Origin of the sequence: Bacillus sp. B19-2, from assembly GCF_022832475.1 — a bacterium.
Classification (GTDB): domain Bacteria; phylum Bacillota; class Bacilli; order Bacillales; family Bacillaceae; genus Bacillus; species Bacillus paralicheniformis.
This window is the reverse complement of sequence record NZ_JALHKQ010000004.1, coordinates 215,957-238,850: the sequence shown is the minus strand read 5'-3', so window position 1 is coordinate 238,850 and position 22,894 is coordinate 215,957. Positions and strand designations below refer to the sequence as shown.

The following is a 22,894-nucleotide window of genomic DNA, read 5'->3' as shown; positions in this document are numbered from 1 at the left end:
TAATTTCTTTTGTTATCAATTCATAAAGATAATAATTCTATTATGAAATAGTTTTACAATGGATATATTTTGTTTTAGAATGAATTTGTGCGTCACATAATCTCACCAGGTTTTGTGAGAAACAATGAAAATTTGGAGATGAAAATTTTGAGTACACTTCAGCAATTAATCAATCATCATATGGAAACGTCAGATGGGTTGGAAGCATTGTCCGGAGGAGATCGAACGTTTACGTTCAAAGCGTATCATCAACGGGTGAACCAGCTGGCTCATTATCTGCTGGAGGAGGGTGTTCAAAAAGGAGACCACATCGCGGTTTTATGTAAAAATAATCATCATTTTCCCGTCATTTTGCTGGCGTCTCTTAAAATCGGGGCGACAGTCGTGCCGTTAAGCTGGCAGCTGACATCGTATGAATTAAAAGGAATCTTGAACAACTGCCGGCCGAAGGTGATGTTTTATGACTTGGAATTTGCCGATATACTAACGCCGCTCCGCGAACAGCTTCAGTTCTGCCTGATGATTGAAGCGGGTGCGGGAATGAACACGACTGAACAGTTTGAGAGCTTATTTAAAAACAGGCCGCTGGGGGTGGAGGCCGACCAGGTGACCGAGCATGATTTGGCTTTAATGCTGTTCACCTCGGGCACGACCGGAAATCCGAAAGGCTGCATGGTCAACCACGGCAGTCTGGCCGCATACTTGACAGAGGTGAACGTGAAATCGAAACAGCTGAAAGGCATGCGCTTTTTAGCGAGCCATCCGCTTTATCATATGAGCTCGCTCAACCATGTTTTTCAGGCGGCTTTTGAAGGAATTGGCCTTCATTTCTTATGGGATCCCGAACCGTTTGAAATCCTGCAGGAGATTGAGAAGAAACGGATTCATATGATGATGGCGTTTCCTTCCGTCTACACTTACATGCTGGAGGAAATGAAAAGACATTCATTCGACCTGTCATCAGTGAAAATGCTTGTCTCCGGCGGCACCAAGGTGCCGGCGCGGCTGATTAAGGAGTACAATGACATGGGAATCCTGATGGTGCAGGGGTATGGCAGTACAGAAGCATGGACGGTCAGCGTATGGCGGCCTGACATGGGCTGGGATAAAGTCAATTCAGCCGGCAAGCCGATTCCGCAAGTCAGTATAAAAATCGAAGACCCTGATACACATGAAGAGCTGCCAAGAGGCGAAGTCGGAGAAGTCGTCGTCAAAAGCCCGTATGTTTTTGAAGGGTATTACCAAAATCCTTCCGCCACGCAAAAGGTGCTGAAAGACGGCTGGTTTTATATGGGGGACTCCGGCAAACTTGATGAAGACGGATTTTTATATATTACCGGCCGGTATAAAGACGTCATTGTCTACGGAGGCGACAATATTTATCCTGACCAGGTGGAGGAGATCATCGATCAAGTGCCCGGAGTCGTTGAATCGGCCGTCATCGGCGTCCCGGATGAAATGTACGGGGAAGTTCCGAGAGCGTATGTAGTGAAAAACGAAAGCTCCGGCCTCAAGCAGGAGGACATTATCGCGTATTGCAAAGAGCGCCTGTCCGACTATAAAATTCCTGAGATCGTCTTTACCGACAGCCTTCCGAAAAACAGGCTCGGCAAAATCGTCAAAAAGGATTTGCGCGAACTGGCTGTTAAAGGACAGTGAGCGCAGTAACAGAAAGCTTATCCAGCAGTGGATAAGCTTTTTTTGCGGATTTCTTGCACCGGCTGCCGTTTTTTGTAACGTTTTCCAATGCTAAACCCACTACAACAGTAGGAGGTGTTGACAATTGAAATCGAAATGGAGTGCGATGGTGATATGGACCGGTCTTTTATTGCTGGCCGGATGCGGAGTGCACAAGGAGGCTGATCCCCCGCCCGTCAGATCCGCGCAAAAAACGGACGCCTCGTTATCTGAAGCTGAACAGAGGTTTGCGCTCGCATTGTTTCAAGACATGATAAAAGAGAAAGGGAGCCGGAAAAACATCTTCCTCTCGCCTTACAGTATTCACCAGGTACTTGTAATGACGGCAAACGGTGCAGCGGGAGACAGCAGAAAGGAGCTGCTCGGCACTTTAAACCTCAACCAGACGGATATGGCATCGATCAACAAGATGTCACAATCTGTGAATCGTTCGCTTGAAACGCTGCCTCACGGCGAATTTTCGTCGGCCAATTCGATATGGTCCAAAAGGGAGCTGAAAGAAAGCTTTCAAGACGCGATCAAAGGCCTTGGTGAAGCCTATCAGCTTCATGATGATCCAAACCGGGCAGCAGAAGAAATCAACGGCTGGGTCAAAAAGAAAACGAAAGACCGCATCGATCAGATCGTTGACAAAGTCTCGTCGAATACGATTGCCTACATCATCAATACCGTCTATTTTAAAGAAAGCTGGAAGCATCCATTTGATCCTCACATGACAGCGGAACAGCCATTTTATTCAGCGGACGGCTCCGCAAAAAAACACCCCATGATGACGCAGACAAACCGCTTTCCTTATCTGGAAAATGAACATTTTCAAGCCGTCAAGCTTCCCTTTCAAGACGAAGGTCTGTCATTAGCTGTTTTTCTGCCGAAAAAAGCGGCAAGTCTTGAACAGCTTATGGCTGGCATGACGTATGATCAATGGCGCGCCCTGCAAAAGGACTGGACGGTGAAACAGGTTGAGCTCAAGCTGCCGCGTTTCTCATTTCAAACAGACTACATGTTAAATGAACCGCTTAAACGGCTTGGAATGAAAACCGTGTTTAGCAGCGCGGATTTTTCAAATATGTTTACCGGACATGGCGCCGCTCAAATTAATAAAGTCAGACATAAAACATTTATCAAAGTGGATGAAGCGGGTACCGAAGCATCCGCGGCAACAGCGGTTGAGATCATCGAATCAGCTCCCGTCCCTGAAGTGACGATGACTGCAGACCATCCGTTTTATTTTGCGATTGTTGATGAAACATCCGGAATGATTCTTTTTGTCGGCAGTGTAGCAGAGCCGACGGATGATTAAACCTGTTAAAAATTCTATAATTTTATAAAATATTCATTAAAATTCCAGTTTTATTACCGATATTAGGAAGGGAGTTCCTTTATGGTGATGAATAAACGGGAGGCAAGGACAAATGAAAAAAAGTTTGTTTCTGTTCGTGTTCAGTGTGTTTTTGATGGCGATTCCAGCATTTTCGGCTTCGGCAAATGTTTACGAAGATGAGTATGAACCCAACAATTCTTTCACTGAGGCTTATGATTTAGGATTGTGGAAATACAAGACGATTTCAGCGACGATTCACAGCGAAAGCGATAAAGATTATTACAAATTTTACGCGACAAAGGGAGAACAGCTTGCCATTCACCTAAAGAACATCCCGGCAAATACAGACTATGATCTTTACTTATTTAAAGATACTTACGGCTATCCTGCAGTAGGATCTTCTGAAAGAACGGGAAACCAAAATGAAATCATCCGCTTGGATGTTCCGGAGACAGGCCGATACATTGCGGTCGTTATGTCTAAAGACGGTTCATATGACGGATGGGGATTTTACAGACTTGAATTTATCGACAGAATGAAGAGCGGTGCTTATACGGCGAATTTGTCTCCATCAGCCATCTCAAGCCCTGGACAGGGAGTCGTTTCTCCGGTTGCCGCCGTCAATCTTGCCAATGTCCCGGCCATTCCCGAAGGAGCGACTGTGAAAAGCGTTTCCGCTGAGGGAACCATTTCTCCGAGCCTCGGACACACTTACAGGGAAGTTCTGAATAAGGAAGAAGGCGTTTGGCACACATCGGTTTCAGGCGGCACACTGTTTCCGGATCTAAAGCCTGAACTTGCGCTTCCGGTCAAAACGACATGGAATGTGAGATACTATTCGCTCGCTTGGAGCAGTTCAACATGGAGATCGCCGCAGCTGAAGATCAATTATCAATACGATTCAACATACGGCTGGTAAACAGATCCAAATTCCGGCCGATATAAAAAGTAATAGAATGTAATTGGCATGAAAGGAGCTCCCATGAATATTAGAGACAGGGTAAAACTTTCGCTTTATTCCGAGCAGCTGATGAAGCCTGCCGCCGCAGAGATGCCGGCCAAGACCAAAGGCTCCAAGAGGATGGCCGTCAGCCAAACAGACACCCTCTCCATCAGCAAACAGGCTGAAGCGGCTCAAAAAAATGCACCGTCATTACGATCACAAATGAACGGCGTTCAATTTGAGATCTATAATCTTTATGTGGACAGGCAGCGTTTGAACAGCCAGATCGATGAGACGCTGCGCGAGAGCGGAATTTCTCTTTCCGAGAGTGAACATCTGACATTGCATGTTGACGGACATAACCGGATTACAGTTGAAGGCATCGAAGACGAACAAAAAAGAACCCGGATCGAAGCCGTTTTAAATGACAGCGATAAACGGTTTGGCGCGCGTCTGTTGAGCCATGCGGAACTGATCAGTGAACAAAATGGAACGCCGTTGGATAAAGAGGCTTATGAAAAATGGCATGTGAATGAGTTTTTGAAAACAATTGCCGGGCTGTCCTTGGCTGATGTCAGTTTGGATGAAAATGGAGAGCTTGAAGGCGGAAATGAGAGGCTCATCAGAGTGATTGAATCTGCCAAAGACCCGAAAAGCGACTTGGAGAAGAGCTTTCAAAATATGCTGAAGAAGCTGAAGAATGTCCTGGCGAAAGGGCCGGACACCATTCCGGACAGATCGGCATCTTTCGGATATGCCGGCGGAACGCTCATCGATCTCAATGTATCAAAAGGATTCTCCGCGGTGCAGCTGAACGAGTGGCTGGACGATCCGTTTCTAAAAGAAGTCTTGCTTAACAATTCTTAAAAGACCTGGCAAAGCGATTTTGCCGGGTCTTTTGTTTGTATAAAAAATGGTGCAAAAAAATTTAAAATTTCGCATTGACCCTTACGTTGCGGGATACTTTATAGTCAATATCGAAGGGAGGTCAGATAGATGAAAATGAAAGTAAAGGAAGTGGCCGACTTAGTCGGCATCAGTGTGCGCACACTGCATCATTATGATGAAATCGGATTATTAGCTCCGTCGGAGACGACCGAAGCCGGGTATCGGCTGTATTCAGATGACGATCTGGAAAAGCTGCAGCAAATCCTGTTTTTCAGAGAGCTTGACTTCCCTTTAAAAAAGATTAAAAGCATTCTTGAGAACCCTTCATTTGACAGGAATGAGGCGCTTCAGCTCCATCGCAAAGCGCTGCTGGAGAAAAGAAGCCGGCTTGACCAAATGATTGCGACAATCGATAAAACGATCCAATTCGCGAAAGGAGAAATCAACATGACAAACGAGGAAAAATTCGCGGGATTTGATTTCAGTCAAAACCCGTATGAGGAAGAAGCGAGGGAACGCTGGGGCGATGAAGCCGTCGATAAATCGAAGGCCTTTATCGAATCAATGTCCGAAGATGAACGAAAAATGATGGAACAGCAATATGATGCCATTTACAGAAAAATCGCCGCCCTCAGAGAAGGCGCCCCTGACTCAGAAGAAGCGCAGGCGGCTATAAAGGATTGGTACGATTTTCTGAACAATAACACCGGCCACAGCTATTCGCTTGAAGCTTTCAAAGGTCTGGGACAAATGTATGTCGCTGACGAGCGCTTTACGAAAAACATCGATCAATACGGCGCCGGCTTGGCGAAGTTCATGTGCGACGCCATGACGGTGTTTGCTGACAGGAATAAGGAATAATCGCTGGAAACCGCCTGATAAGGTTGTGAAATGACCTTTTAGGCGGTTTTTTTAGTTGATGTGCAATTTGAGTCTGCAAAAGCAACTTATAATGTCATGTTCATTAAGCCAGGATGGGCCGCTGATTGACACCCGTTAATTTTCAGAGTAATATATTTTTTACAAATCATGTACGGTTAAACGATATTGAGGAAGAGCAAGTACGTGTCAGAGTATGGGTTTAAGAGAGTCGGTGGCTGGTGTGAACCGATACCCTTCTGATACCGAATGGGCTTCTGAATCGCTTCGCTGAAACGGACAGTAGGCGGAGCCGGGATTGTTCTCTCCGTTATCAAGAGAAGCGTATCGAAAGGGCTGACTGTTCCCTTTCCGTATGTTCCAAGCGAATCGTTGATGCGATTAATAAAGGTGGTACCGCGAGACCCTCGTCCTTTTGTGACGGGGTTTTTTCTATTTTTAAGGAGGTGGTGGCCATGGAGGAAGGCTGGCCGGAGTGGCCGCATCATGTTAAATGGAAACGGAGGTGTGATGGTAAATGGTGATTGCAACGGACGATTTGGAAACGACATGTCCAAATTGCAATGGAAGCGGAAGAGAAGAGCCGGAGCCTTGTCCAAAATGTTCGGGAAAAGGTGTGATTTTGACGGCGCAGGGCAGCACATTGCTCCATTTTATAAAAAAACATATCAACGAATAAAAAGGACGGGTGTTTAGAGTTGAGTCGAGCAGAGAAGAGTACAGCTGAGCAGAGCGGCCATCTTCAAGGCGGTGTTGGAAAAGCGGCCGGGGGCGTTTTTATGGTCTTTGGAACGATGTGTTTTGCTTCAAAATCCATTTTTGTCAAATGGGCTTATGAACAAGGTGCACAGCCGGAAGCGGTGCTGTTGTACCGGCAATTATTTGCGGCGCCACTGTTTTGGCTGATTTTTATTGTGTATCGTTCAAAGCTTCCGGCTAAACCAGAAAAAGCGGAGATTTTTAAAGCTTATGCGGCCGGATTGCTTTGTTTTTTTCTGTCGCCATTGCTTGATTTTATCGGCCTTCATGATGTTTCGGCAATCGTTGAACGGATGATTGTGATGAGCTATCCCATGTTCGTATTGATCATAACGGCTTTTGTAAATAAAAAAATGATCTCGGGTAAAACGTTTGCCGCCATCTTGCTTGTGAATGCCGGGCTGTTCTTGGCTGTCGGCGGATGGGATGTGCAAGCATTTGAAGCGAACCTGTCAGGAGCTTTTTTGATCTTATTGTCCGCTGTCGCCTATGCGGTTTATCTTGTTGCGGCGGGAAGCCTTGTCCGTCAAATCGGCGGGATTCGGATGAATGCTTATGGAATGTCGGCGGCAAGTCTTGCGATGGCCGGTTATGCGCTGCTTCGCGCAACGGGAGAACAACCGGGAATCCTGCTTTCTTATCCTCCCGCAATGTATGGTTTTTTCATGATCATTGCGGTGGTGACGACGGTCATTCCTTTTTTATTTATGCTGGAAGGCATGAAGCGGATAGGAGCGGAGCGGGGAGCCGTCATTTCCATGATCGGCCCCGTTCTCACGATCTTCGGAGGTGTTTTGTTTTTAAACGAACGTTTAACTCCCGTTCAGTGGCTGGGGTGCTTCCTTGTGCTCCTGACCATCAGTCTGCTGGAATACCGGAAATAGAAAAAGGGATTCATATCCCTTTTTCATTTCTGTTTTTTGACAGCATGCCCGACCGTTTGAACGCCGCTTGGTGCTATGTAAAACGTTACTTCCTCGACGGTTTCGGGAGGATTGTGAGGGCCTGTATACGTCCTGTATTGAACCTTTGCAATAAATTCGAATGACCCGTTGTTAAATTGCTTTTCAACGGCTGATCTTCCGTGATTCATTCTCTCAACAGACACGATTTTTGCATCGTATAATCCGTAATCTTTTTTTATGACCTTTTGTGCATAAGGATCCAATAATGTAAGAATGAAATCATACACATCCCTCTCGTTTGCCGTAAAGGCTGTGGTTTTTTCGGAGCTTATCCATAAAAAGGCGCTGCAAAAACACATTGTGATCAGCAGTTTTTTCAGGGAGCTTGCCTCCTTTCTACGCTTCATTGAATAAAGGTAGTTTACTCCGTGTCGCTCGTTTTCATGACATATGTTCTAGCCGCAAAATCGTGGCCGGCTTGTTTCGTTCCTGAAAAAACGACGGTTAAATACAGCAGACCGAAAGCGATATGCGCCTATGAGACGATGCAGCGCACGAAAGTCTGCCAAAGCTTCATCCGTCGGCCTGTATCATCAGAAACGATGCGAATTCTAAAAATTGCTTTTTCAATTGTGCCCCGGAGCTTTGTCAGCGGCATCAAAGCGGATACAAAACGTATATCAGCAGTGCTGCTGCAGCGACCTCAGGAGACCCGTCTCCGAATATCAATGCGGATGAAAAGTGTAATCTGACCATTTTATAGTCTCTTTTTCTATTTTTAAATCAATCTTTTATTCTCTTTTATAAAATTTTACTTTTCAGCTAAATCATACTGATTTTCATTATCGGATTTCCCCCTCCTGAAAGTTTTGATAAAATAAATAAGTTGTAGTATAAGATACGGAGGTTTAAACGTGGGAAAAGTAAAGAGAAATATGCCTTGCCCCTGCGGCAGCGGGCTGAAATATAAAAAGTGCTGCGGCAAAGCGGAGGGAGCGTTTCCGGCTGTCGCGGTGCAGGAATTGAAACAAATCCAGAAAGACGTCATGGAATTCGCTTTTACGGAACATAAAGACACAATCGATCAGTTTCTTAATCAGTATTCTTTTCTGTCAGACTTGGATCAGTCTGCACAAAAGATATGTGTTTTTAATCTGGGCGTGTGGGGAGTATTTTCCCGGCCGTTGGCAGACGGAGGACTGACGATTTTCGAAGACTTTTTACAGAAAAAGGGTTCTTCGATTCTCAGATCGCAGACTAAGGAAGCTGTTCAATCGTGGAAAGACCTCTCCCCTGCGCTGCTGCGTGTGAAACATATAACAGATGGCGGCATTCGCTTTGAGGATGCTGTAACAAATGAAGAGCTCACCATAAGGATGAATGTGAAGCGGGAAGGGCCTTTTGTAGGCGAGTATGTGCTCGGCTTTCCGATCAAGATCGGAAGCCATACCGAGTTCTTCTTACAATTCACCATCTATCCTGCAAAAATGGCGGATGCTCTCAAAGACAGGTTAAACGAGGCTTTAAGCCGTTTCACAGAAGAAGGCGGGACAAAAGAACAGCTGATGCGAGAGGATTTTCATCATGTATTAATGCAGCTTTGCCGGCAGGAAGAGAGTGCACCGTCTGAACAAGGGTCGGAAGACATCGAATGGGCCAATGAGATGGAAAAAGAAACAGCGCTTGTCTTTGAGAAAGGTATGCTTGACGAAGGATATTCTGAATCATTTGTCTCCTGGGCGGTCGGCCTTTGGAAATCGTATTGTGCCAAAAAAGCGCCGGTCATCAAGAAAACAGAAGCCTTTGCAGCTGCTTTGGAGTATTTTATCAATTCGATCTCCAAATCGGAAAAATCGATATCCCAGGCGAAGCTTGCAAAAAAATACGGTGTCAGCGCTTCGACTGTATCGAATCGTTTTAAAGATATTGAAGCCGTCCTGCAGGACGAACTTGACCATCATCTTGAGCTTATGCCTTCTTAAGGCAAAGGCCGCTAAACCTTTCGGGGAACCGGAAGGTTTTTTGCGTTTGATTCTGATTAAATCTTGAGAAAGGTATTTTAAGATAGCGGTACCGATCAGATCAAACAAGGAGAGATTAAGATGAGTACAATTCTATTGGAAACAAGGCATCTTCAAAAAAAGTTTGGAAGGTCGCAAGCGGTCTCAGACGTCTCACTGTCAGTTAAAAAGAACAGTATTTACGGTCTGCTTGGACCGAATGGAGCAGGAAAATCAACGACTTTAAAACTTTTAATCGGAATCTTAAACCCGACGGCCGGGGACATTTTGGTTGAGGGGCGGAAATGGAAAAGGTCTGTATTAAAAGACATCGGTTCTTTAATAGAATCCCCGCCTCTGTATGATAATTTAACAGCCTACGAGAATGCCAAGGTGCATGCCACATTATTGGGTCTTCCGGATGCGAGAATAAAAGAGGTGCTTCAAACCGTTGATATGCATCATGCCGGAAAGAAAAAGGCGGGGCAGTTTTCTATGGGGATGAGGCAGAGGCTGGGGATCGCCATCGCCCTTTTAAATCGCCCTAAATTACTCATACTTGATGAGCCTACGAACGGTCTTGACCCGATCGGTATACAAGAGTTGAGGGAACTGATCAGGTCATTTCCCAAGCAAGGGATGACGGTCATCTTATCAAGCCACATTCTGTCGGAAGTCGAGCAGATCGCAGACCATATCGGGATTATCAGCGGAGGATACCTCGGATATCAGGGGGAAATCAATAAGGGGGACGATCTCGAGCGGCTTTTTATGGATGTCGTCAAATCAACGCGGGGGAAAGAAGGCGGAGAACAATGATCGGATATTATGTAAAAGCGGAAAACCTGAAGTTTAAAAGAACATTTTCGAGAAAGATGATCTTCATTGTTCCTTTGATTAATATTTGCTTCGCCTTTTTAATGAATCCGGGATTCTTTGTAGCAGGTACGTATAATTGGTGGTCAGTCATCTTGATGCCGGTTATGATCGCATTGCTTTGTGCATTATCACACCAGAAAGAAACGAAAGCGTCGAATTATAACGGCATTTTTTCTTCTCCCGTACATTTACATATGATCTGGTCTGCAAAAATAAGCGTCATTGCGCTTTATTCTTTAGCGTCTCAAGCTGTTTTTTTAGGGTTCATGGTTGTGATGCAGTTTGTCATTCCTCAATTTTCGAGCATTCATTTGACAGTCATTGCCGCGAACCTGCTGCTTTGGCTCACGACACTGTGGGAGATCCCCATCTGTTTATGGATAGCGCGAAAATTTGGGTTTATATCTGCCGTTTTGTTCAATATGCTGGGCAGTATCGTGTTGGGCATCATCTCGGCAACAAGTCCTTTGTGGTGGTTGAATCCGTGGAGCTGGCCGATCAGGGTCATGTGCCCGACAATTGGCATCCATCCAAACGGTGTGCCTCTTGAAAATGGCGATCCATTAACAAGCTGGGCAGTCGTTCCTCAGGCTGTTGTTCTATCTGTTGTTTTATTTGCTATTTTGGCGCGTCTGACCAGGCGGTCTTTTTCCCCTGCCGTTGATCGCAAATCGATAAAACGGGAGGCGGTTTGATTTGTTGCTATTTTTCAGATGCCTGGCGGCTGATTTTCAAAAAACAAAGCGCACATCTTTTATTTGGCTTCACTTGACCGTTCCGGTTATCTGTGCGGGTGTTTTTCTGCTTTATTTCTATAACAGGGAACATGATCCATATCAATTATATCGCACGTATTTTGAGGCGATTGCGATTGCCCTGCCGCTTCTGATTGGAATGGTGTGCGGAATGACGGCTTCATTAGAGGAGCAGGCAGGCCGTTTTCAAGTGCTGTTGGGCGGCACGGCGCCCAAATTAACGGCTTATTTAAGCAAAGTCACACTGCTTCTGTTCATGAACTTGTGTGCGGTGTTTTTGGCTATTGGACTCTATGTATTGGGGCTCAAAGTTCTTTTTCATGTGCCGAACCTGACAATCGCCCTTTTTTTAGAGGCTGGGGCATGGCTGGCAGCCGGAAGTGTCACACTTTATTTCATTTATTTTTTGATCAGCTGCATATTTGGAATGGGGGCTTCGATTTTAATAGGCGGGGCTGGCCTTTTAATGACAGCACTGATGAATACGGGATTGGGCGATGTCATTTGGAAATATAATCCCTGGGCATGGGGAATCAGGCTGACAGGGTATAAGGGGATTGACCGATTTGTCCAAATTGATCCGTCTCTGCGTTCTGTTCTAGACGGGGAAATCAAGCAGGGGGCTTTCATCATGGTGTTTGCTATAATAGCTGTATTCGCTCTAAGCATCGTTTGGTTTATCCGCTGGGAAGGAAGAAAAGCTTATGAATAATGAAAAAGGGTGGTCAGCAAGTGGCGAACATTTTGGCAGTAGATGATGAGAAAGATATTCTTGTACTCATACAAAATATTTTGCGCCGCGATCAGCATCAAGTTCATACATTGAGTCAAGTTAGCGCCGAATCTCTCGACGTGTTTTCAGGGTATGATTTAATTTTGCTTGATGTGATGATGCCGGGGATGGACGGATTTGAATTATGCGAGAAAATCCGGCCGCTGGTAGATTGTCCGATCCTGTTTCTCACCGCTAAGACTGAGGAAGAGGCCGTCGTTAAGGGCCTCCTGACTGGAGGAGACGACTATATTTCAAAACCCTTTGGCGTTCTTGAGCTCAGTGCGAGAGTAAATGCACACTTGAGAAGGGAAAGGAGAGAGAAACACGAAACTAAACGAGTGATTTCCGGCTTTTTATTTCACTTTGACAGCAAAGAAGTATTTATACATGATCAAAAGCTGAATTTAACAAAAAATGAATTTAAAATATGTGAGCTTTTGGCTCAGCATAAAGGACGAACTTTTACACGAGAGGAAATTTATGATCATGTATACGGGCTGGAAGGCAATGCTTTATACTCCACGATAACCGAATTTATCCGCACGATTCGGAAAAAATGCAAAGAACACGATAGAGATCCGATCAAAACGGTATGGGGCGTAGGGTACAGATGGGAATAATCCGTAAAAAAAAGACGCTGCGCAGAGAACTGATCAAATATATGCTCACTTTGAGTTTCTGCCTGATCGCCATCACGGGATTATTTGTTTTGATCAATATGATCGGAATGAATGCAGGGCTGTTTTATCCTGCCAACTACAATGAAATCGAAGCTGAAAAACTTAAGCCCAAGCTTCAATCGGCTGAACGGATAACGGAAGACATGATACCCGATACGATGCTGTACGCCATACTGGATAAAAAGTCGAAACAAAAGACAGCGGGAAACATGAAAGAAACGAATCTTTCAATTGTACGGAAAAAAATAGAGAACAGGCCGTATGTCACCTTAAGTCAAAAAGGCTATATGATCATCGAGCGCAAAGACGAGTATTGTGTGTTGGAGTATCCTTTGCGCGCCGAGTTTCGGTCTCCCATGCTGAGACGGCTTCTCCCGAACTATGAGCTGACAAGCTTATGCATCATCATTCTGCTTCTAATTACGGTCGTTTTTGCGGTGACAACCCGATTTGCAAACAGGTTAAAAGGCCATTTTCAAACATTGAACACTATCGCTGAGCAAATTAAAAAACAGAATTTAAATTTCACTCCGGAGTTTTCGAATATTAAGGAATTTGATCATGTGATCTGTTCCCTGATAGACATGAGGAATGCCCTTCAAGCCTCCCTCCGCGCACAGTGGCATTTAGAGAAAACGAAAAAAGAACAGATCGGCGCATTGGCTCATGACATTAAAATTCCAATGACCATTATTAAAGGTAATGCGGAATTGCTGAGCTTATCACCGCAAAATCAAGAGCAGTCGGAATATGTCAGATACATACTTGATGCGGGGCAAAAAATCGATCAGTACATTGACCAATTAATCCATTTATCAAAAACGGAGGAAGCATTACATATCGAATATAGAGAAAGTGCTGTGAAACCGTTAGTCGAAAGTGTTCTCAATGACACTGAAGCATACATAGGGAATAAATCGATTGACATTGTGTTGAAAGAACAAAACCTTGAAGGAAAAAAAGCACTGTTTGACAAACAGCTGCTTCACCGGGCGTTGATGAACATCATGACGAACGCCGCAGATCACACACCGGAAGGCGGGAGAATCGATTTTGAAGCTGTGTGTACGGTTGATCAATTGATTTTTACCATCACTGACAGCGGAAAAGGATTTTCTCAAGAAGGCCTGCAGAAAGCTGCCGAGCTTTTCTATATGGAAGATAAAAGCCGGACATCGAATGGACATTACGGTATGGGACTTACCTTTGCACTTCGTGTTGTCAAGCTTCATCAAGGCGATTTAGCGATTCAAAACGGTGAAGCGGGGGGCGGACAGGTACAAGTGACCATCCCCCTCTGAGACCAGATCATCATCATTCCATATCTCGTCATTCTCATAATCACAAACCTTCCGGCATCATCCGGAAGGTTTTTTCGGTTCTCCCAGTTCCTGTTTCAAAAATTGGTACAGCTTTGCATCCGCTTGTTTCAGCGGGAAAGACGCGGTTTTGCAAAGGATGCCGAAGGTTACGCTGATCGGGTCATCGCCGATGAACCGGACAATCGTTCCGGGAGGAGGAGGGGAGACGATGCTTTTCGGAATCAGGGCGACGCCGAGTCCAGCGGCAACATAGTTTTTCAAAGCGGTCATGCTTCCGATCTCCATCGTGTTCATTTGGCTCCCCGGCAGCTCCTGAAACGCGATTTCGACTTTCTTCCGGTAGGTGCAATTGTTGGCCGTGATCAGCAGGCGGTGCTCCCTGAGATCCTTCAGATGGATGCGTTCATTGTTTCCGGCGGGGTGTCCTTCAGGTAGCAGCACTACGAGCTCTTCAGCATATAGCGGTTCAAAATAAAGATCAGTTCCCATTGCCGGAGTCGAACAGACGGCAAGATCCAGGCTGCCTTGAACAAGCCGTTCCCCCAATGCCGACGAGTTGGCGATATCTACGGAAACCCGGATCTTCGGATAATCCGCTAAAAATCTTCCCAAAATCCGCGGCAATTCACAGCTCGCGATCGGTTCGACCGCTCCCAAACGGATATTTCCCGCTTCGCCAAGCAATAAGTCGGCCATATGATGTTGAAGGTGATCCATATTTTTGACAATATGGCTGCTTTCTTCAAAAAAAAGCCTGCCGGCTTCAGTCAGTCGGAATGTTTTTCCCCGCTCGAGCAATCGGATGCCGAGGTCTTCTTCGAGCTTTTTGATTTGCATTGTGACTGTGGACTGCGCATAATTCAGTTCTTCAGCCGCGCGGTTAAAGCTTCCGCAAGCCACGATTTTATGAAACGTTTTTAATGTTTTAAAATCCATCCCGTCACCTCAAGTTCAATAAAATTGAATGAATCCTTCAAATGATTCAATTATACAAAATGATATAACCGTTATACACTATTAAACAATACAAAGGAGGAATGAATATATGCCATTTGTCAGGATGGATCTTTTGAAAGGAAGATCAAAAGAAGAGCTTCGCCGGATCAGCAGATCGGTTCACCAGGCGATGACGGAGACGATCGATGTTCCGGAAGACGATTATTTTCAGGTCATCACCCAGCACGATGAGGAAGAGTTCTTTTTCGATCCCGGCTATTTGAATATCAAACGGACGAAAGACTTGATCTATATTCACATCACAATGAAAGAGAGACCGGTCGAAAAAAAGCTGGCTCTGTATCAACGCATTGCAGAATGTTTACAAAAAAACGCCGGCATCCGCCAAGAGGACGTCATGATCATTGCGGCCGAAAACGTGAAAGAGAACTGGTCGTTTGGGAATGGAACAGCACAGCTTGCATCAGTTGAAAAGGGAGTGATGAAAAATGGAAATGAAAAATAAAACAGCCCTTGTCACAGGAGGAGGCACTGGGATCGGCAGAGCGGTATCGCTCGCTTTGGCAAACCGAGGCGCGGCGGTTATTGTCAACTATTCGCGTTCCGAAGCGGAGGCTGAAGAGACGGTTGGGATGATTGAAAGCCAAGGCGGCCGCGCGGTCGCGGTGAAAGCCGATGTTTCTAAGATCAGTGAAGTTCAAGACATGTTTGATCGGGCTGTGCACGAGTTCGGCACCGTCGATCTGCTCGTCAACAATGCAAGCATCACCAGGCATATCGAGCTTGATGACTTGGATGGAGCTTCTGAAGAAGTCTGGGATGAACTGTATGCGGTAAATGTCAAAGGGATGTTTTATTGCGCGAGAGCGGCGGCATCTTTAATGAAACAAAATAAACAAGGTGCGATCGTAAATGTCGGCAGCATCGCCGGGCTGACGGGCTCAGGTTCTTCGCTCCCCTATGCCGTGTCAAAAGCGGCGGTCCACGGTTTGACGAAATCATTGGCGCATGCGCTCGCTCCTGATATCAGGGTCAGCTGTGTGGCACCTGGCGCTGTATCGACGAGATGGTGGGAGGGGAATGAAGAGAAAATGAAGCGGCTCAGCCAAAAGCTCCCGCTTGAACGGATCGCAGAGCCGGAAGATATCGCCTTGCTCATTTGCGCGCTGCTCGAACAAGAAACGGTTACGGGTCAAATCTTAACGGCGGACTGCGGCCAAACATTATAGCGATTATAAGCCGATTGTCCTATTTCTATATGAAACCATTTACCTTATGATGAGTCATATCGAAATAGAAAAAAGAGGGAAGAACGGATGAGACGTTTACAATCGTTAGAAGCCATTGAAAAAGTAAAAAGCGGAGATTATCATGTTTTGCGGGATGCCGAATGGCTCAAGTATCTCGTTTTAACTGAAGAACAAAATGTCAATCTGGAGCGGATATCTTCGCTGGAGCAAATGCCTCAGAATCCCGTGTTTCTTTATGTGGAACAAACGCTCTCCATCTTGGAGAAAGCGGACATCCCTGAGCGGGAAAAAGAAATCATTGAAGAGGTTCTCATATGGAGTGAAACGGCTAAGTGCGGCCAGCCTCATAAAAGAAAGGAATGGCGTGAGAAAGGCTTTCAGCTCGCGATCCATAATATCGGGTCGGCGCAGATTTATGCTGATCGAAGACAGGCGTATATGCCGACGCGGCAGGATATTGAAGAACTCATCTATATTTTGATTTTGACGCATGGACTCGTCGGACAGTATATCCGCGGGGAAACAAGGTATCGCCAATTCACTCCACTTATCGATTGGATTGAAGCATCCGACCTTCAGCACATCGACATCAGGCGGGTTCTGTACGTTCTGAACAAATGTATCATTGAAGGGGTGTCGCCGGCGCTTTGGGAATCGATTGAACGTGACGTGAAGCGGATAATCGGCCAAATCTGCACAGGAGAAAGAAACAAAGATTGGCCGTTTGCGGAAAGGATCAGAAAACTGCGGGGACAGGCGCTCGATTCCGGCGAAGACAGCAGCCGGTACGAGCGGTTTTTGAGGGAACATGCGGCGGAAGATGCGCTGAGACGCTTCTTTCAGCGGGTCGATTTATGGTATGTGGAATCCGCCTTGTCATCGTTCAGTTTTGAAGAGTTTGTCAAAATCTTTCTGCTCGTGCTTCGTTCTGTCAATCCTTTATCAGTCAAGCATATCAGCTTTGAGCCGCTGATGAAGGACATGTACCGCGATTACCAGGGTGTGCGGCATACGAATGTTTATAAAAAACGGATTATCGAAGCGTGCTTAAAAGAGATGTCGATCAGCGATTTGCTTTACGGCGGGGTGCCTGTAAATGAACACGTTTCGCTTGCTGTGCAGCCGTTTGATCAGGCTTCCGAGATTGTCGGCGTCACGTTTTCGTTTTCGCAGGCCGGACTGAAGCTGATTGAATTTTGCCAGGAAGCGGAGAAATCGCCTTTATATGAACGGGCGATCGTGCTGCTTTATGATTTTTTTGAGTTTCGCAAGGATTCGTTTGACCGGCTGCAAAATGAAGCGGCTTATCTGTCTGATATGAACGGTGCCGAAGATTATAAAAAGAAGATTGCCGATTATGCTGTTGGAGAAAGAATGCTCGACATCGGAGCCGGAGGCGGCGTGATGCTCGATTTGCTGACAGACCAGCATCCTGAAGCAGAGGTCATCGGCATCGACCTTTCCGTCAATGTCATTGAGGAGCTCCAAAAAAGAAAAGTGCGCGAACATAAGCCGTGGCATGTGAAACAGGCTGATGCGTTGGATCTTCCTGAGTACTTCGAACAGGAAAGCGTCGACACGATCGTATTTTCATCGATATTGCACGAATTGTTTTCATACATTCCGTATGAAGGAAAACAATTTAATCATCTCGTCATTGCACAAGCGTTAAAAAGCTCCTTTGATATTCTGAAGCGGGGAGGCAGAATCATCATCAGGGACGGAATCATGACCGAAAACAAAGAGGAAACGCGGCGGATTCGTTTTAAAGACCCGGATGGAATGAATTTCTTGAAACGGTATGTCCATGATTTTAAAGGGAGAAAGGTGCACATTCTTGAGGCTGAAAAGGATGCGGCCGTACTGTTTGTGAATGACGCGATGGAATTCCTCTATACATACACTTGGGGAGAAGAAGCCTATCCGCACGAAGTGCAGGAGCAATTCGGCTATTTTACGCCGTCTGAGTTCCGGCGCTGTATTGAGAAAGAGTTGGGGGAACGTGCGAACATTCTTGTGTTCGAACACTATGTGCAGGAAGGGTATGAAGAACACCTTAACCCTAAAATCGAGCTGACAGACCGACTCGGCCGGCGCGTGCCGCTGCCGGACAGCACTTGTTTTATTGTAATTGAAAAAAAGCACCACTAGGGTGCTTTTTTCAGCGTGTCGACAAACCCTCGCATTCGTTGTCAGGCCTGCGCGTCGGTGCTCACGAATAGGAGAAGGATCAGCGGCTAACCGCCCAGGCGTCCTGCCTGAACGCCGCCGTCATCACATCCTGTGAAAGTCAGCTTCCGATGCTCGGCCTTCCTAGACTGCAAGGGTTTTCAATCACGCTGAAAGGATGATAAAATTCCAAAACTAAGAGCCGTTTTGGGATTTTGTCAACAACTAAAAAAAGCACCACTAGGGTGCTTTTTTTAGTTGTTGCTTTTAAGGAAGCTTGAGAAGTATTGTTCGGTCTTGTAATTATCAGCATCCATTTTCCATTTGTCATTTTTTGATTTTTCAAGTTTAACTTCAACGGTTTTCTCACTTGAAGTCGCCTCTGCTTTTTTGATTTCTTCACTCATGATGTCAATCGCAGGATTGATCAATTCATCTCGGGACATGAAGTTTTTGCCGCTGTCTTTCACATAGTCTTCCAGTCTTTTCTTCACTCTCTTTTGGACATCTGAATTATCGATTGGTGTAACGGTTGCTTCGACAGTTGCTTCATCGCCTGAAATTGATTTTGTAACTGCTTTGACTTTGGATTTTTCTTGATAAGCGTTTTGGATGGCGCTGATCAGTTTATTCAATTTCTTTTTATCGACATCTTCTTCATCATAATATCCTAAAGAGCGAACGATTGATTTTTGAGCGCCTTCAAGGTAATCAGTGACGACTTCACGCTTGTTTTCGTCGATTAGTTTATCAAAGTTATTATTGTCTTTGCCGAAAATCGTTACGTCTGTGTAAGCCAGCAAAGCTTTTGCCGGATCTTCAAGTTTTTTGGCCGTTTTCAGCAAATCATCGCTGCCGCCGTCGATCTCGAATTTGACAGGATCGGCTTTGTTTTCACCGTACATGTCAGGTGTGTATTCAAGCTGAAACTTTTTGCCCTTTTCAACGATGTAATAGATATTTCCGTCGACTTCCTTGTCAGAATTCAGCGTGGAAGAGCTAAGTCTCTTGTTTCTTTCATCATATACGCTGACGTCCGACATTTTTGAGTCGCCTTCGTAAAGGCTGAATTGGCTTTTATCAACCATCAATGGTTCTTTTCCTGTATTTTTAACGGAAACATTGATCTTTAGTATAAGTTCATTTTCGTGCAGGTTTGTTGACGAATCATCCGGAAGCGTATATTCGGAGCTTAAGATTTTAACTTCTGCATTATCTGCTTTTTTCGTATCTTCTTTCTCTCCGCTCGCACTTTTGCTGCCTCCGCAGGCTGTTGACACGACTGCTACAATCATCAAAAGCATCATTAGAAAAAACTTTTTACTTCGCATGGTCTGTCTCCTTTTTTATTGATTTTTTTCAATGTTATGTAAATGAAAAGAATGAGATGGTCAGGGTAAAAAGGCCCTTCAACGGGACAAATCTTACTCAAGTCCCGGTCATTTCATTTATCTAACAGTGAAAATTTGATTATAATTCTTTCTTTTTCCTTACTTTCTTTAAAAAAACAGAAACAACATCACTCATTTTAAGGTTTGAAGAATCAATAATAAATAGGTGTTAAATACTAATTTTGGTCAATGTTTTGCAAGATTAGGCATGTTTTCAAACTTTGGATAGTATGAAGAGACTAAAACTAATGACTTACAAAACGGTGCATTTTATTGAGATTTACCCATTTTTCACTTTGGCCAAGACAAGTCAGAACAGGTGAAAAATATAATTGTTTTGTTTGGAATCCGCCATTTTGTTGATGAATTTTGAAATTGGACTACGTGGATAAAAAGTCCCGTTTTCGGGTTTCCTTAACCTGAGCTTAAAATTTAGTAGATCAATCGTCGCAGAAACGCCGGTTTTGATGGTTTAAGGCTTTTCTATGGTCAGGGAGATGGAGGTTTTTATGGGGAATGCAGCCGGGGGCTCCGGCTGCATATTGGAGACCCGGATTTTTACTTAATCCCGATTATCATGGCGATAACAATTGCGGCAGCGCCGATAATGATCCAGCCTGCGATCAGCTTCCAGACAAACTTGACCCAGCGTTCATAAGGGACGCCTGCGATTGACAGCGAAGCCATCAATACACCGGAGGTCGGGATGATGGAGTTGGTGATTCCGTCTCCGTATTGATACGCGAATACGGCAATCTGGCGTTCGAATCCCAATAAATCGGCCAGCGGAGACATAAGCGGCATCGTTGTGGCTGCCTGTCCGCTTCCGGATGGAATAAATGTGTTAATCACGATTTGCACGGCGAACATGCCGATGGCGCTGATTTCGTTCGGAAGTGAGCTGATGGCTGAAGCAAGGCTGTTGATGATCGGATCGATAATATGTCCGTTTTCCAATACGATGACGATGGCACGGGCGAAGCCGACAATCAGCGCTCCGTATACAACCTGTTTCATACCGTCGACAAATGAATGGAAGGTATTGTTGATGCCGAGTCCTCCCGCAAGGCCGGCGGCAAAGCCGATGATGAGAAACCCGGCCGACAGCTCACTTAAAAACCACCCCCATTGAAATACACCGAACATATTGATGGCGAATCCCGATGCTGTAATCAGCAGGACGAGGCCGTGTCTGCCGGTGAAAGAAAGGTCGGCGTGTCCTGCGGCAGTCTCTTCATTCATCTCTGTTTCACTTCCATACATCAAACCGGTATTTGGGTGCGCTTTGACTTTTCCGGCGTACCGCATCACATAAAAAATGGAGAAACCGAGCATGGCGGCATAAACGGCCAATCTATAACCGAGGGCGCTAAACACAGGGACTTCCGCAATTGTCTGTGCGATTCCGACTGTGAACGGGTTCAGCATGCCGCCGGTGAATCCTGCTGCCGCGCCAAGGGAAATCATCGCAAGCCCGGTCATTGAATCATAGCCAAGCGCTCTTGCAACAGCGATGCCGATCGGAATAAAAATAATCGTCTCTTCAGACAAACCGATCGTTGCGCCTCCGATGGAAAAGACGAACATGGTGACGGGAATCAGGAGGAAGCCGCGTTTCTTCAAGCGCTGCACCAGCACATGGACACCGGCGCGAATCATGCCGGTCTGATGAATGATGCCGAAAGCTCCGCCTATTAAAAAGATGTAAAAAATAATATCCGCCGATTGAATCATGCCTTCCGGTATGGCTTTAAACATCTCGAAAAAACCGACCGGACCGGTGTCAGTCTGTGTGTAGCTCCCTTGCACGATAACCGTTCGGCCGTCTTCTTCAACCCGCTCAAATTCTCCTGATGGAATGAAGTATGAAGCCAGTGCAGCTAAAATGATAATGAAAAAAATCAAAGCATAAGTATGAGGGAAGTGCAGTTTTGTTTTCTGGGGGGTGCCATTGCTCATTCCGTTCGTCTCCTTTATAATGTATTAATATTCATAGAATTATATATTTAAACATTTTGAGGATATGAACTTTACTTTGTCAACCCTGGAAAAGAACTTTCGGTAATAGAGAAGGGAGAACCGTTGTGAAAAAACAAATTGAGAAAGAGATTGAACATATTCGTGACGAGCTGCTGCATATCAGCCAGTATCTAGGCAATCATCCTGAACTGGGGCATGAAGAATTCAAAGCTGCGAAGATTCTGTCCGAGGAGCTGAAAAAACACGGTTTTCAGGTGGAATTAGGAACATGCGGCCTTGCGACGGCGTTTACGGCCGAATTTGACAGCGGCCGTCCCGGCCCTGCCATCGGGTTTATGGCTGAATATGATGCATTACCTGACCTTGGCCATGCCTGCGGGCACAATTTGATCGGCACGATGGCGGTCGGCGCCGCAATCGGCGTCAGCAAAGTCATCGCATCGTGCGGAGGGAAAGTGTATGTTTACGGAACGCCTGCTGAAGAGACGAAAGGCGGAAAAGTAACCATGGCCGAACAAGGGGTTTTTGATCACTTGGATGCCGCTATGATGGTTCATCCGTATTGCAGGCATGAAAAAAGCGGGACATCGCTGGCGATGGATGCGATTCAATTCGAATTCTTCGGAAAGGCCTCGCATGCGGCGGGAGCGCCTCACGAAGGAATCAATGCGCTCGATGCCGTCATTCAGACATTCAACGGCATTAATGCGCTCAGACAGCACATTCTCCCTGATGCCCGGATTCACGGGGTTATTCCGGAGGGAGGGAAAGCGGCAAATGTTGTACCGGATTATGCGGTTGCTCAGTTTTATGTCAGAGGAACGGAACGGGCTTATGTCAATGAACTGCTCGATAAAGTGAAAAATTGTGCGAAAGCAGCCGCACTTGCGACTGGAGCCCGGCTTGAGAGCTCTTTTTACGAGCTGTCTTACGATGATTTGAAAACAAATGAAACGCTGTCAGACGCTTTTACACAAAACATGATCGAGTTGGGCGTCGATCCCGATTCGATTCATGAAAAAGCGGACGGAGGAGGTTCGGTTGATATGGGGAATGTCAGCCAGGTCGCACCTTCCATTCATCCTTATGTACAAATTTGCGATGAGCCGTACGCGTGCCACACACCCGAGTTTCGGGAGGCAGCCATGAGCAGCCAAGGGTTCGAAGGCTTAATGCTCGGCGCAAAATCTATGGCATTCACCGCCTATGATGTGCTCACAAATGAAGAGCTGCTGAAAAAAGTAAAGGAAGAGTTCAACCTATTAAAACAATAGAAGGTCCAAAGAGGGAAACGAGGTTTCCCTCTTTTTAATGCAAAAAACAGAGAAGAAAATCTAACACAT

General features: G+C 45.6%; 21 protein-coding genes and 1 other annotated feature. Of the genes, 17 read left to right on the top strand and 4 right to left on the bottom strand.

Annotated elements, in window-relative coordinates:
• The first annotated feature begins 147 nt into the window (after positions 1–147).
• The 7 genes from MST20_RS17130 (at position 148) to MST20_RS17100 (ending at position 7,372) form a co-directional block, all read left to right on the top strand.
• Positions 148–1,659, top strand: a complete 1,512-nt coding sequence (locus tag MST20_RS17130; protein ID WP_243943718.1) for a class I adenylate-forming enzyme family protein — start codon at positions 148–150, stop codon at positions 1,657–1,659.
• A 124-nt stretch (positions 1,660–1,783) separates the two neighbouring features.
• A complete protein-coding gene (locus tag MST20_RS17125) occupies positions 1,784–2,998 on the top strand; it encodes a serpin family protein (protein ID WP_243943716.1) in 1,215 nt (404 codons plus the stop codon).
• A gap of 112 nt (positions 2,999–3,110) precedes the next feature.
• The gene (locus MST20_RS17120; RefSeq protein WP_243943714.1) at positions 3,111–3,938 is read left to right on the top strand and encodes a PPC domain-containing protein; all 828 of its coding nucleotides are present in this window, start codon (positions 3,111–3,113) and stop codon (positions 3,936–3,938) included.
• 63 nt (positions 3,939–4,001) lie between these two features.
• On the top strand, positions 4,002–4,829 hold the full coding sequence (locus tag MST20_RS17115; protein ID WP_243943713.1) for a DUF4885 family protein: 828 nt from the start codon (positions 4,002–4,004) through the stop codon (positions 4,827–4,829).
• Between the two features lie 129 nt (positions 4,830–4,958).
• Complete coding sequence (locus MST20_RS17110) at positions 4,959–5,711, top strand: MerR family transcriptional regulator (protein ID WP_243943712.1); 753 nt, start codon at positions 4,959–4,961, stop codon at positions 5,709–5,711.
• A 177-nt stretch (positions 5,712–5,888) separates the two neighbouring features.
• Positions 5,889–6,147, top strand: a binding site (T-box leader).
• A gap of 99 nt (positions 6,148–6,246) precedes the next feature.
• Entirely contained in the window at positions 6,247–6,408 is a 162-nt protein-coding gene (locus MST20_RS17105) for a tryptophan RNA-binding attenuator protein inhibitory protein (RefSeq protein ID WP_043926115.1), read from the top strand.
• Between the two features lie 19 nt (positions 6,409–6,427).
• Positions 6,428–7,372 (top strand): DMT family transporter, encoded by a 945-nt coding sequence (locus MST20_RS17100; protein WP_243943711.1) that lies wholly within the window; start codon positions 6,428–6,430, stop codon positions 7,370–7,372.
• 23 nt (positions 7,373–7,395) lie between these two features.
• Here the strand turns inward: MST20_RS17100 and MST20_RS17095 are convergent, their stop codons facing one another.
• Positions 7,396–7,680: a DUF3888 domain-containing protein gene (locus MST20_RS17095; protein ID WP_243943710.1), complete on the bottom strand. Its 285-nt coding sequence runs from the start codon at positions 7,678–7,680 to the stop codon at positions 7,396–7,398.
• A 627-nt stretch (positions 7,681–8,307) separates the two neighbouring features.
• On the opposite strand from MST20_RS17095, the gene MST20_RS17085 reads away from it, so the two are divergent.
• The 6 genes from MST20_RS17085 to MST20_RS17060 all read left to right on the top strand — a co-directional run bounded on the left by MST20_RS17085 (position 8,308) and on the right by MST20_RS17060 (position 13,783).
• The gene (locus tag MST20_RS17085; RefSeq protein WP_243943708.1) at positions 8,308–9,375 is read left to right on the top strand and encodes a YecA family protein; all 1,068 of its coding nucleotides are present in this window, start codon (positions 8,308–8,310) and stop codon (positions 9,373–9,375) included.
• Positions 9,376–9,495: 120 nt separating this feature from the next.
• Complete coding sequence (locus MST20_RS17080; RefSeq protein ID WP_243943707.1) at positions 9,496–10,212, top strand: lantibiotic protection ABC transporter ATP-binding protein; 717 nt, start codon at positions 9,496–9,498, stop codon at positions 10,210–10,212.
• Entirely contained in the window at positions 10,209–10,967 is a 759-nt protein-coding gene (locus MST20_RS17075; RefSeq protein WP_243943705.1) for a lantibiotic immunity ABC transporter MutE/EpiE family permease subunit, read from the top strand. Before MST20_RS17080 ends, MST20_RS17075 begins: the two co-directional genes overlap by 4 nt.
• A gap of 1 nt (position 10,968) precedes the next feature.
• The gene (locus MST20_RS17070; RefSeq protein ID WP_243943704.1) at positions 10,969–11,739 is read left to right on the top strand and encodes a lantibiotic immunity ABC transporter MutG family permease subunit; all 771 of its coding nucleotides are present in this window, start codon (positions 10,969–10,971) and stop codon (positions 11,737–11,739) included.
• Positions 11,740–11,759: 20 nt separating this feature from the next.
• Entirely contained in the window at positions 11,760–12,422 is a 663-nt protein-coding gene (locus MST20_RS17065; protein WP_243943703.1) for a response regulator transcription factor, read from the top strand.
• The gene (locus tag MST20_RS17060) at positions 12,413–13,783 is read left to right on the top strand and encodes a sensor histidine kinase (RefSeq protein WP_243943702.1); all 1,371 of its coding nucleotides are present in this window, start codon (positions 12,413–12,415) and stop codon (positions 13,781–13,783) included. Before MST20_RS17065 ends, MST20_RS17060 begins: the two co-directional genes overlap by 10 nt.
• Before the next feature lie 57 nt (positions 13,784–13,840).
• Here the strand turns inward: MST20_RS17060 and MST20_RS17055 are convergent, their stop codons facing one another.
• A complete protein-coding gene (locus tag MST20_RS17055; protein WP_243943701.1) occupies positions 13,841–14,740 on the bottom strand; it encodes a LysR family transcriptional regulator in 900 nt (299 codons plus the stop codon).
• Positions 14,741–14,849: 109 nt separating this feature from the next.
• Between MST20_RS17055 and MST20_RS17050 the strand changes: the two genes are divergently transcribed.
• From MST20_RS17050 to MST20_RS17040, 3 genes are all read left to right on the top strand, one after another.
• Positions 14,850–15,266, top strand: a complete 417-nt coding sequence (locus MST20_RS17050; RefSeq protein WP_243943700.1) for a tautomerase family protein — start codon at positions 14,850–14,852, stop codon at positions 15,264–15,266.
• Positions 15,250–15,990, top strand: a complete 741-nt coding sequence (locus MST20_RS17045) for an SDR family NAD(P)-dependent oxidoreductase (RefSeq protein ID WP_243943698.1) — start codon at positions 15,250–15,252, stop codon at positions 15,988–15,990. The genes MST20_RS17050 and MST20_RS17045 overlap by 17 nt, the downstream gene beginning before the upstream one ends.
• Before the next feature lie 87 nt (positions 15,991–16,077).
• Positions 16,078–18,162, top strand: coding sequence for a class I SAM-dependent methyltransferase (locus MST20_RS17040; RefSeq protein WP_243943696.1), 2,085 nt, complete (start codon positions 16,078–16,080; stop codon positions 18,160–18,162).
• 272 nt (positions 18,163–18,434) lie between these two features.
• Here MST20_RS17040 and MST20_RS17035 read toward each other — a convergent pair whose 3' ends face one another.
• Positions 18,435–19,511, bottom strand: a complete 1,077-nt coding sequence (locus tag MST20_RS17035) for a DUF4352 domain-containing protein (protein ID WP_243943695.1) — start codon at positions 19,509–19,511, stop codon at positions 18,435–18,437.
• A 618-nt stretch (positions 19,512–20,129) separates the two neighbouring features.
• A complete protein-coding gene (locus tag MST20_RS17030) occupies positions 20,130–21,530 on the bottom strand; it encodes a YfcC family protein (RefSeq protein ID WP_243943694.1) in 1,401 nt (466 codons plus the stop codon).
• Between the two features lie 125 nt (positions 21,531–21,655).
• Here MST20_RS17030 and MST20_RS17025 point away from each other — a divergent pair, with 125 nt between their 5' ends.
• A complete protein-coding gene (locus MST20_RS17025) occupies positions 21,656–22,825 on the top strand; it encodes a M20 family metallopeptidase (protein ID WP_243943693.1) in 1,170 nt (389 codons plus the stop codon).
• Positions 22,826–22,894 lie beyond the last annotated feature (69 nt).

Excerpts from the sequence above, each read along its gene's own strand:
- MST20_RS17045 (WP_243943698.1), top strand. The coding sequence starts at position 15,250 with ATGGAAATGAAAAATAAAACAGCCCTTGTCACAGGAGGAGGCACTGGG.
- MST20_RS17075 (WP_243943705.1), top strand. The coding sequence starts at position 10,209 with ATGATCGGATATTATGTAAAAGCGGAAAACCTGAAGTTTAAAAGAACA.
- MST20_RS17040 (WP_243943696.1), top strand. The coding sequence starts at position 16,078 with ATGAGACGTTTACAATCGTTAGAAGCCATTGAAAAAGTAAAAAGCGGA.
- MST20_RS17105 (WP_043926115.1), top strand. The coding sequence starts at position 6,247 with ATGGTGATTGCAACGGACGATTTGGAAACGACATGTCCAAATTGCAAT.
- MST20_RS17030 (WP_243943694.1), bottom strand. The coding sequence starts at position 21,530 with ATGAGCAATGGCACCCCCCAGAAAACAAAACTGCACTTCCCTCATACT.
- MST20_RS17120 (WP_243943714.1), top strand. The coding sequence starts at position 3,111 with ATGAAAAAAAGTTTGTTTCTGTTCGTGTTCAGTGTGTTTTTGATGGCG.
- MST20_RS17055 (WP_243943701.1), bottom strand. The coding sequence starts at position 14,740 with ATGGATTTTAAAACATTAAAAACGTTTCATAAAATCGTGGCTTGCGGA.
- MST20_RS17060 (WP_243943702.1), top strand. The coding sequence starts at position 12,413 with ATGGGAATAATCCGTAAAAAAAAGACGCTGCGCAGAGAACTGATCAAA.
- MST20_RS17050 (WP_243943700.1), top strand. The coding sequence starts at position 14,850 with ATGCCATTTGTCAGGATGGATCTTTTGAAAGGAAGATCAAAAGAAGAG.
- MST20_RS17115 (WP_243943713.1), top strand. The coding sequence starts at position 4,002 with ATGAATATTAGAGACAGGGTAAAACTTTCGCTTTATTCCGAGCAGCTG.
- MST20_RS17080 (WP_243943707.1), top strand. The coding sequence starts at position 9,496 with ATGAGTACAATTCTATTGGAAACAAGGCATCTTCAAAAAAAGTTTGGA.
- MST20_RS17110 (WP_243943712.1), top strand. The coding sequence starts at position 4,959 with ATGAAAATGAAAGTAAAGGAAGTGGCCGACTTAGTCGGCATCAGTGTG.
- MST20_RS17035 (WP_243943695.1), bottom strand. The coding sequence starts at position 19,511 with ATGCGAAGTAAAAAGTTTTTTCTAATGATGCTTTTGATGATTGTAGCA.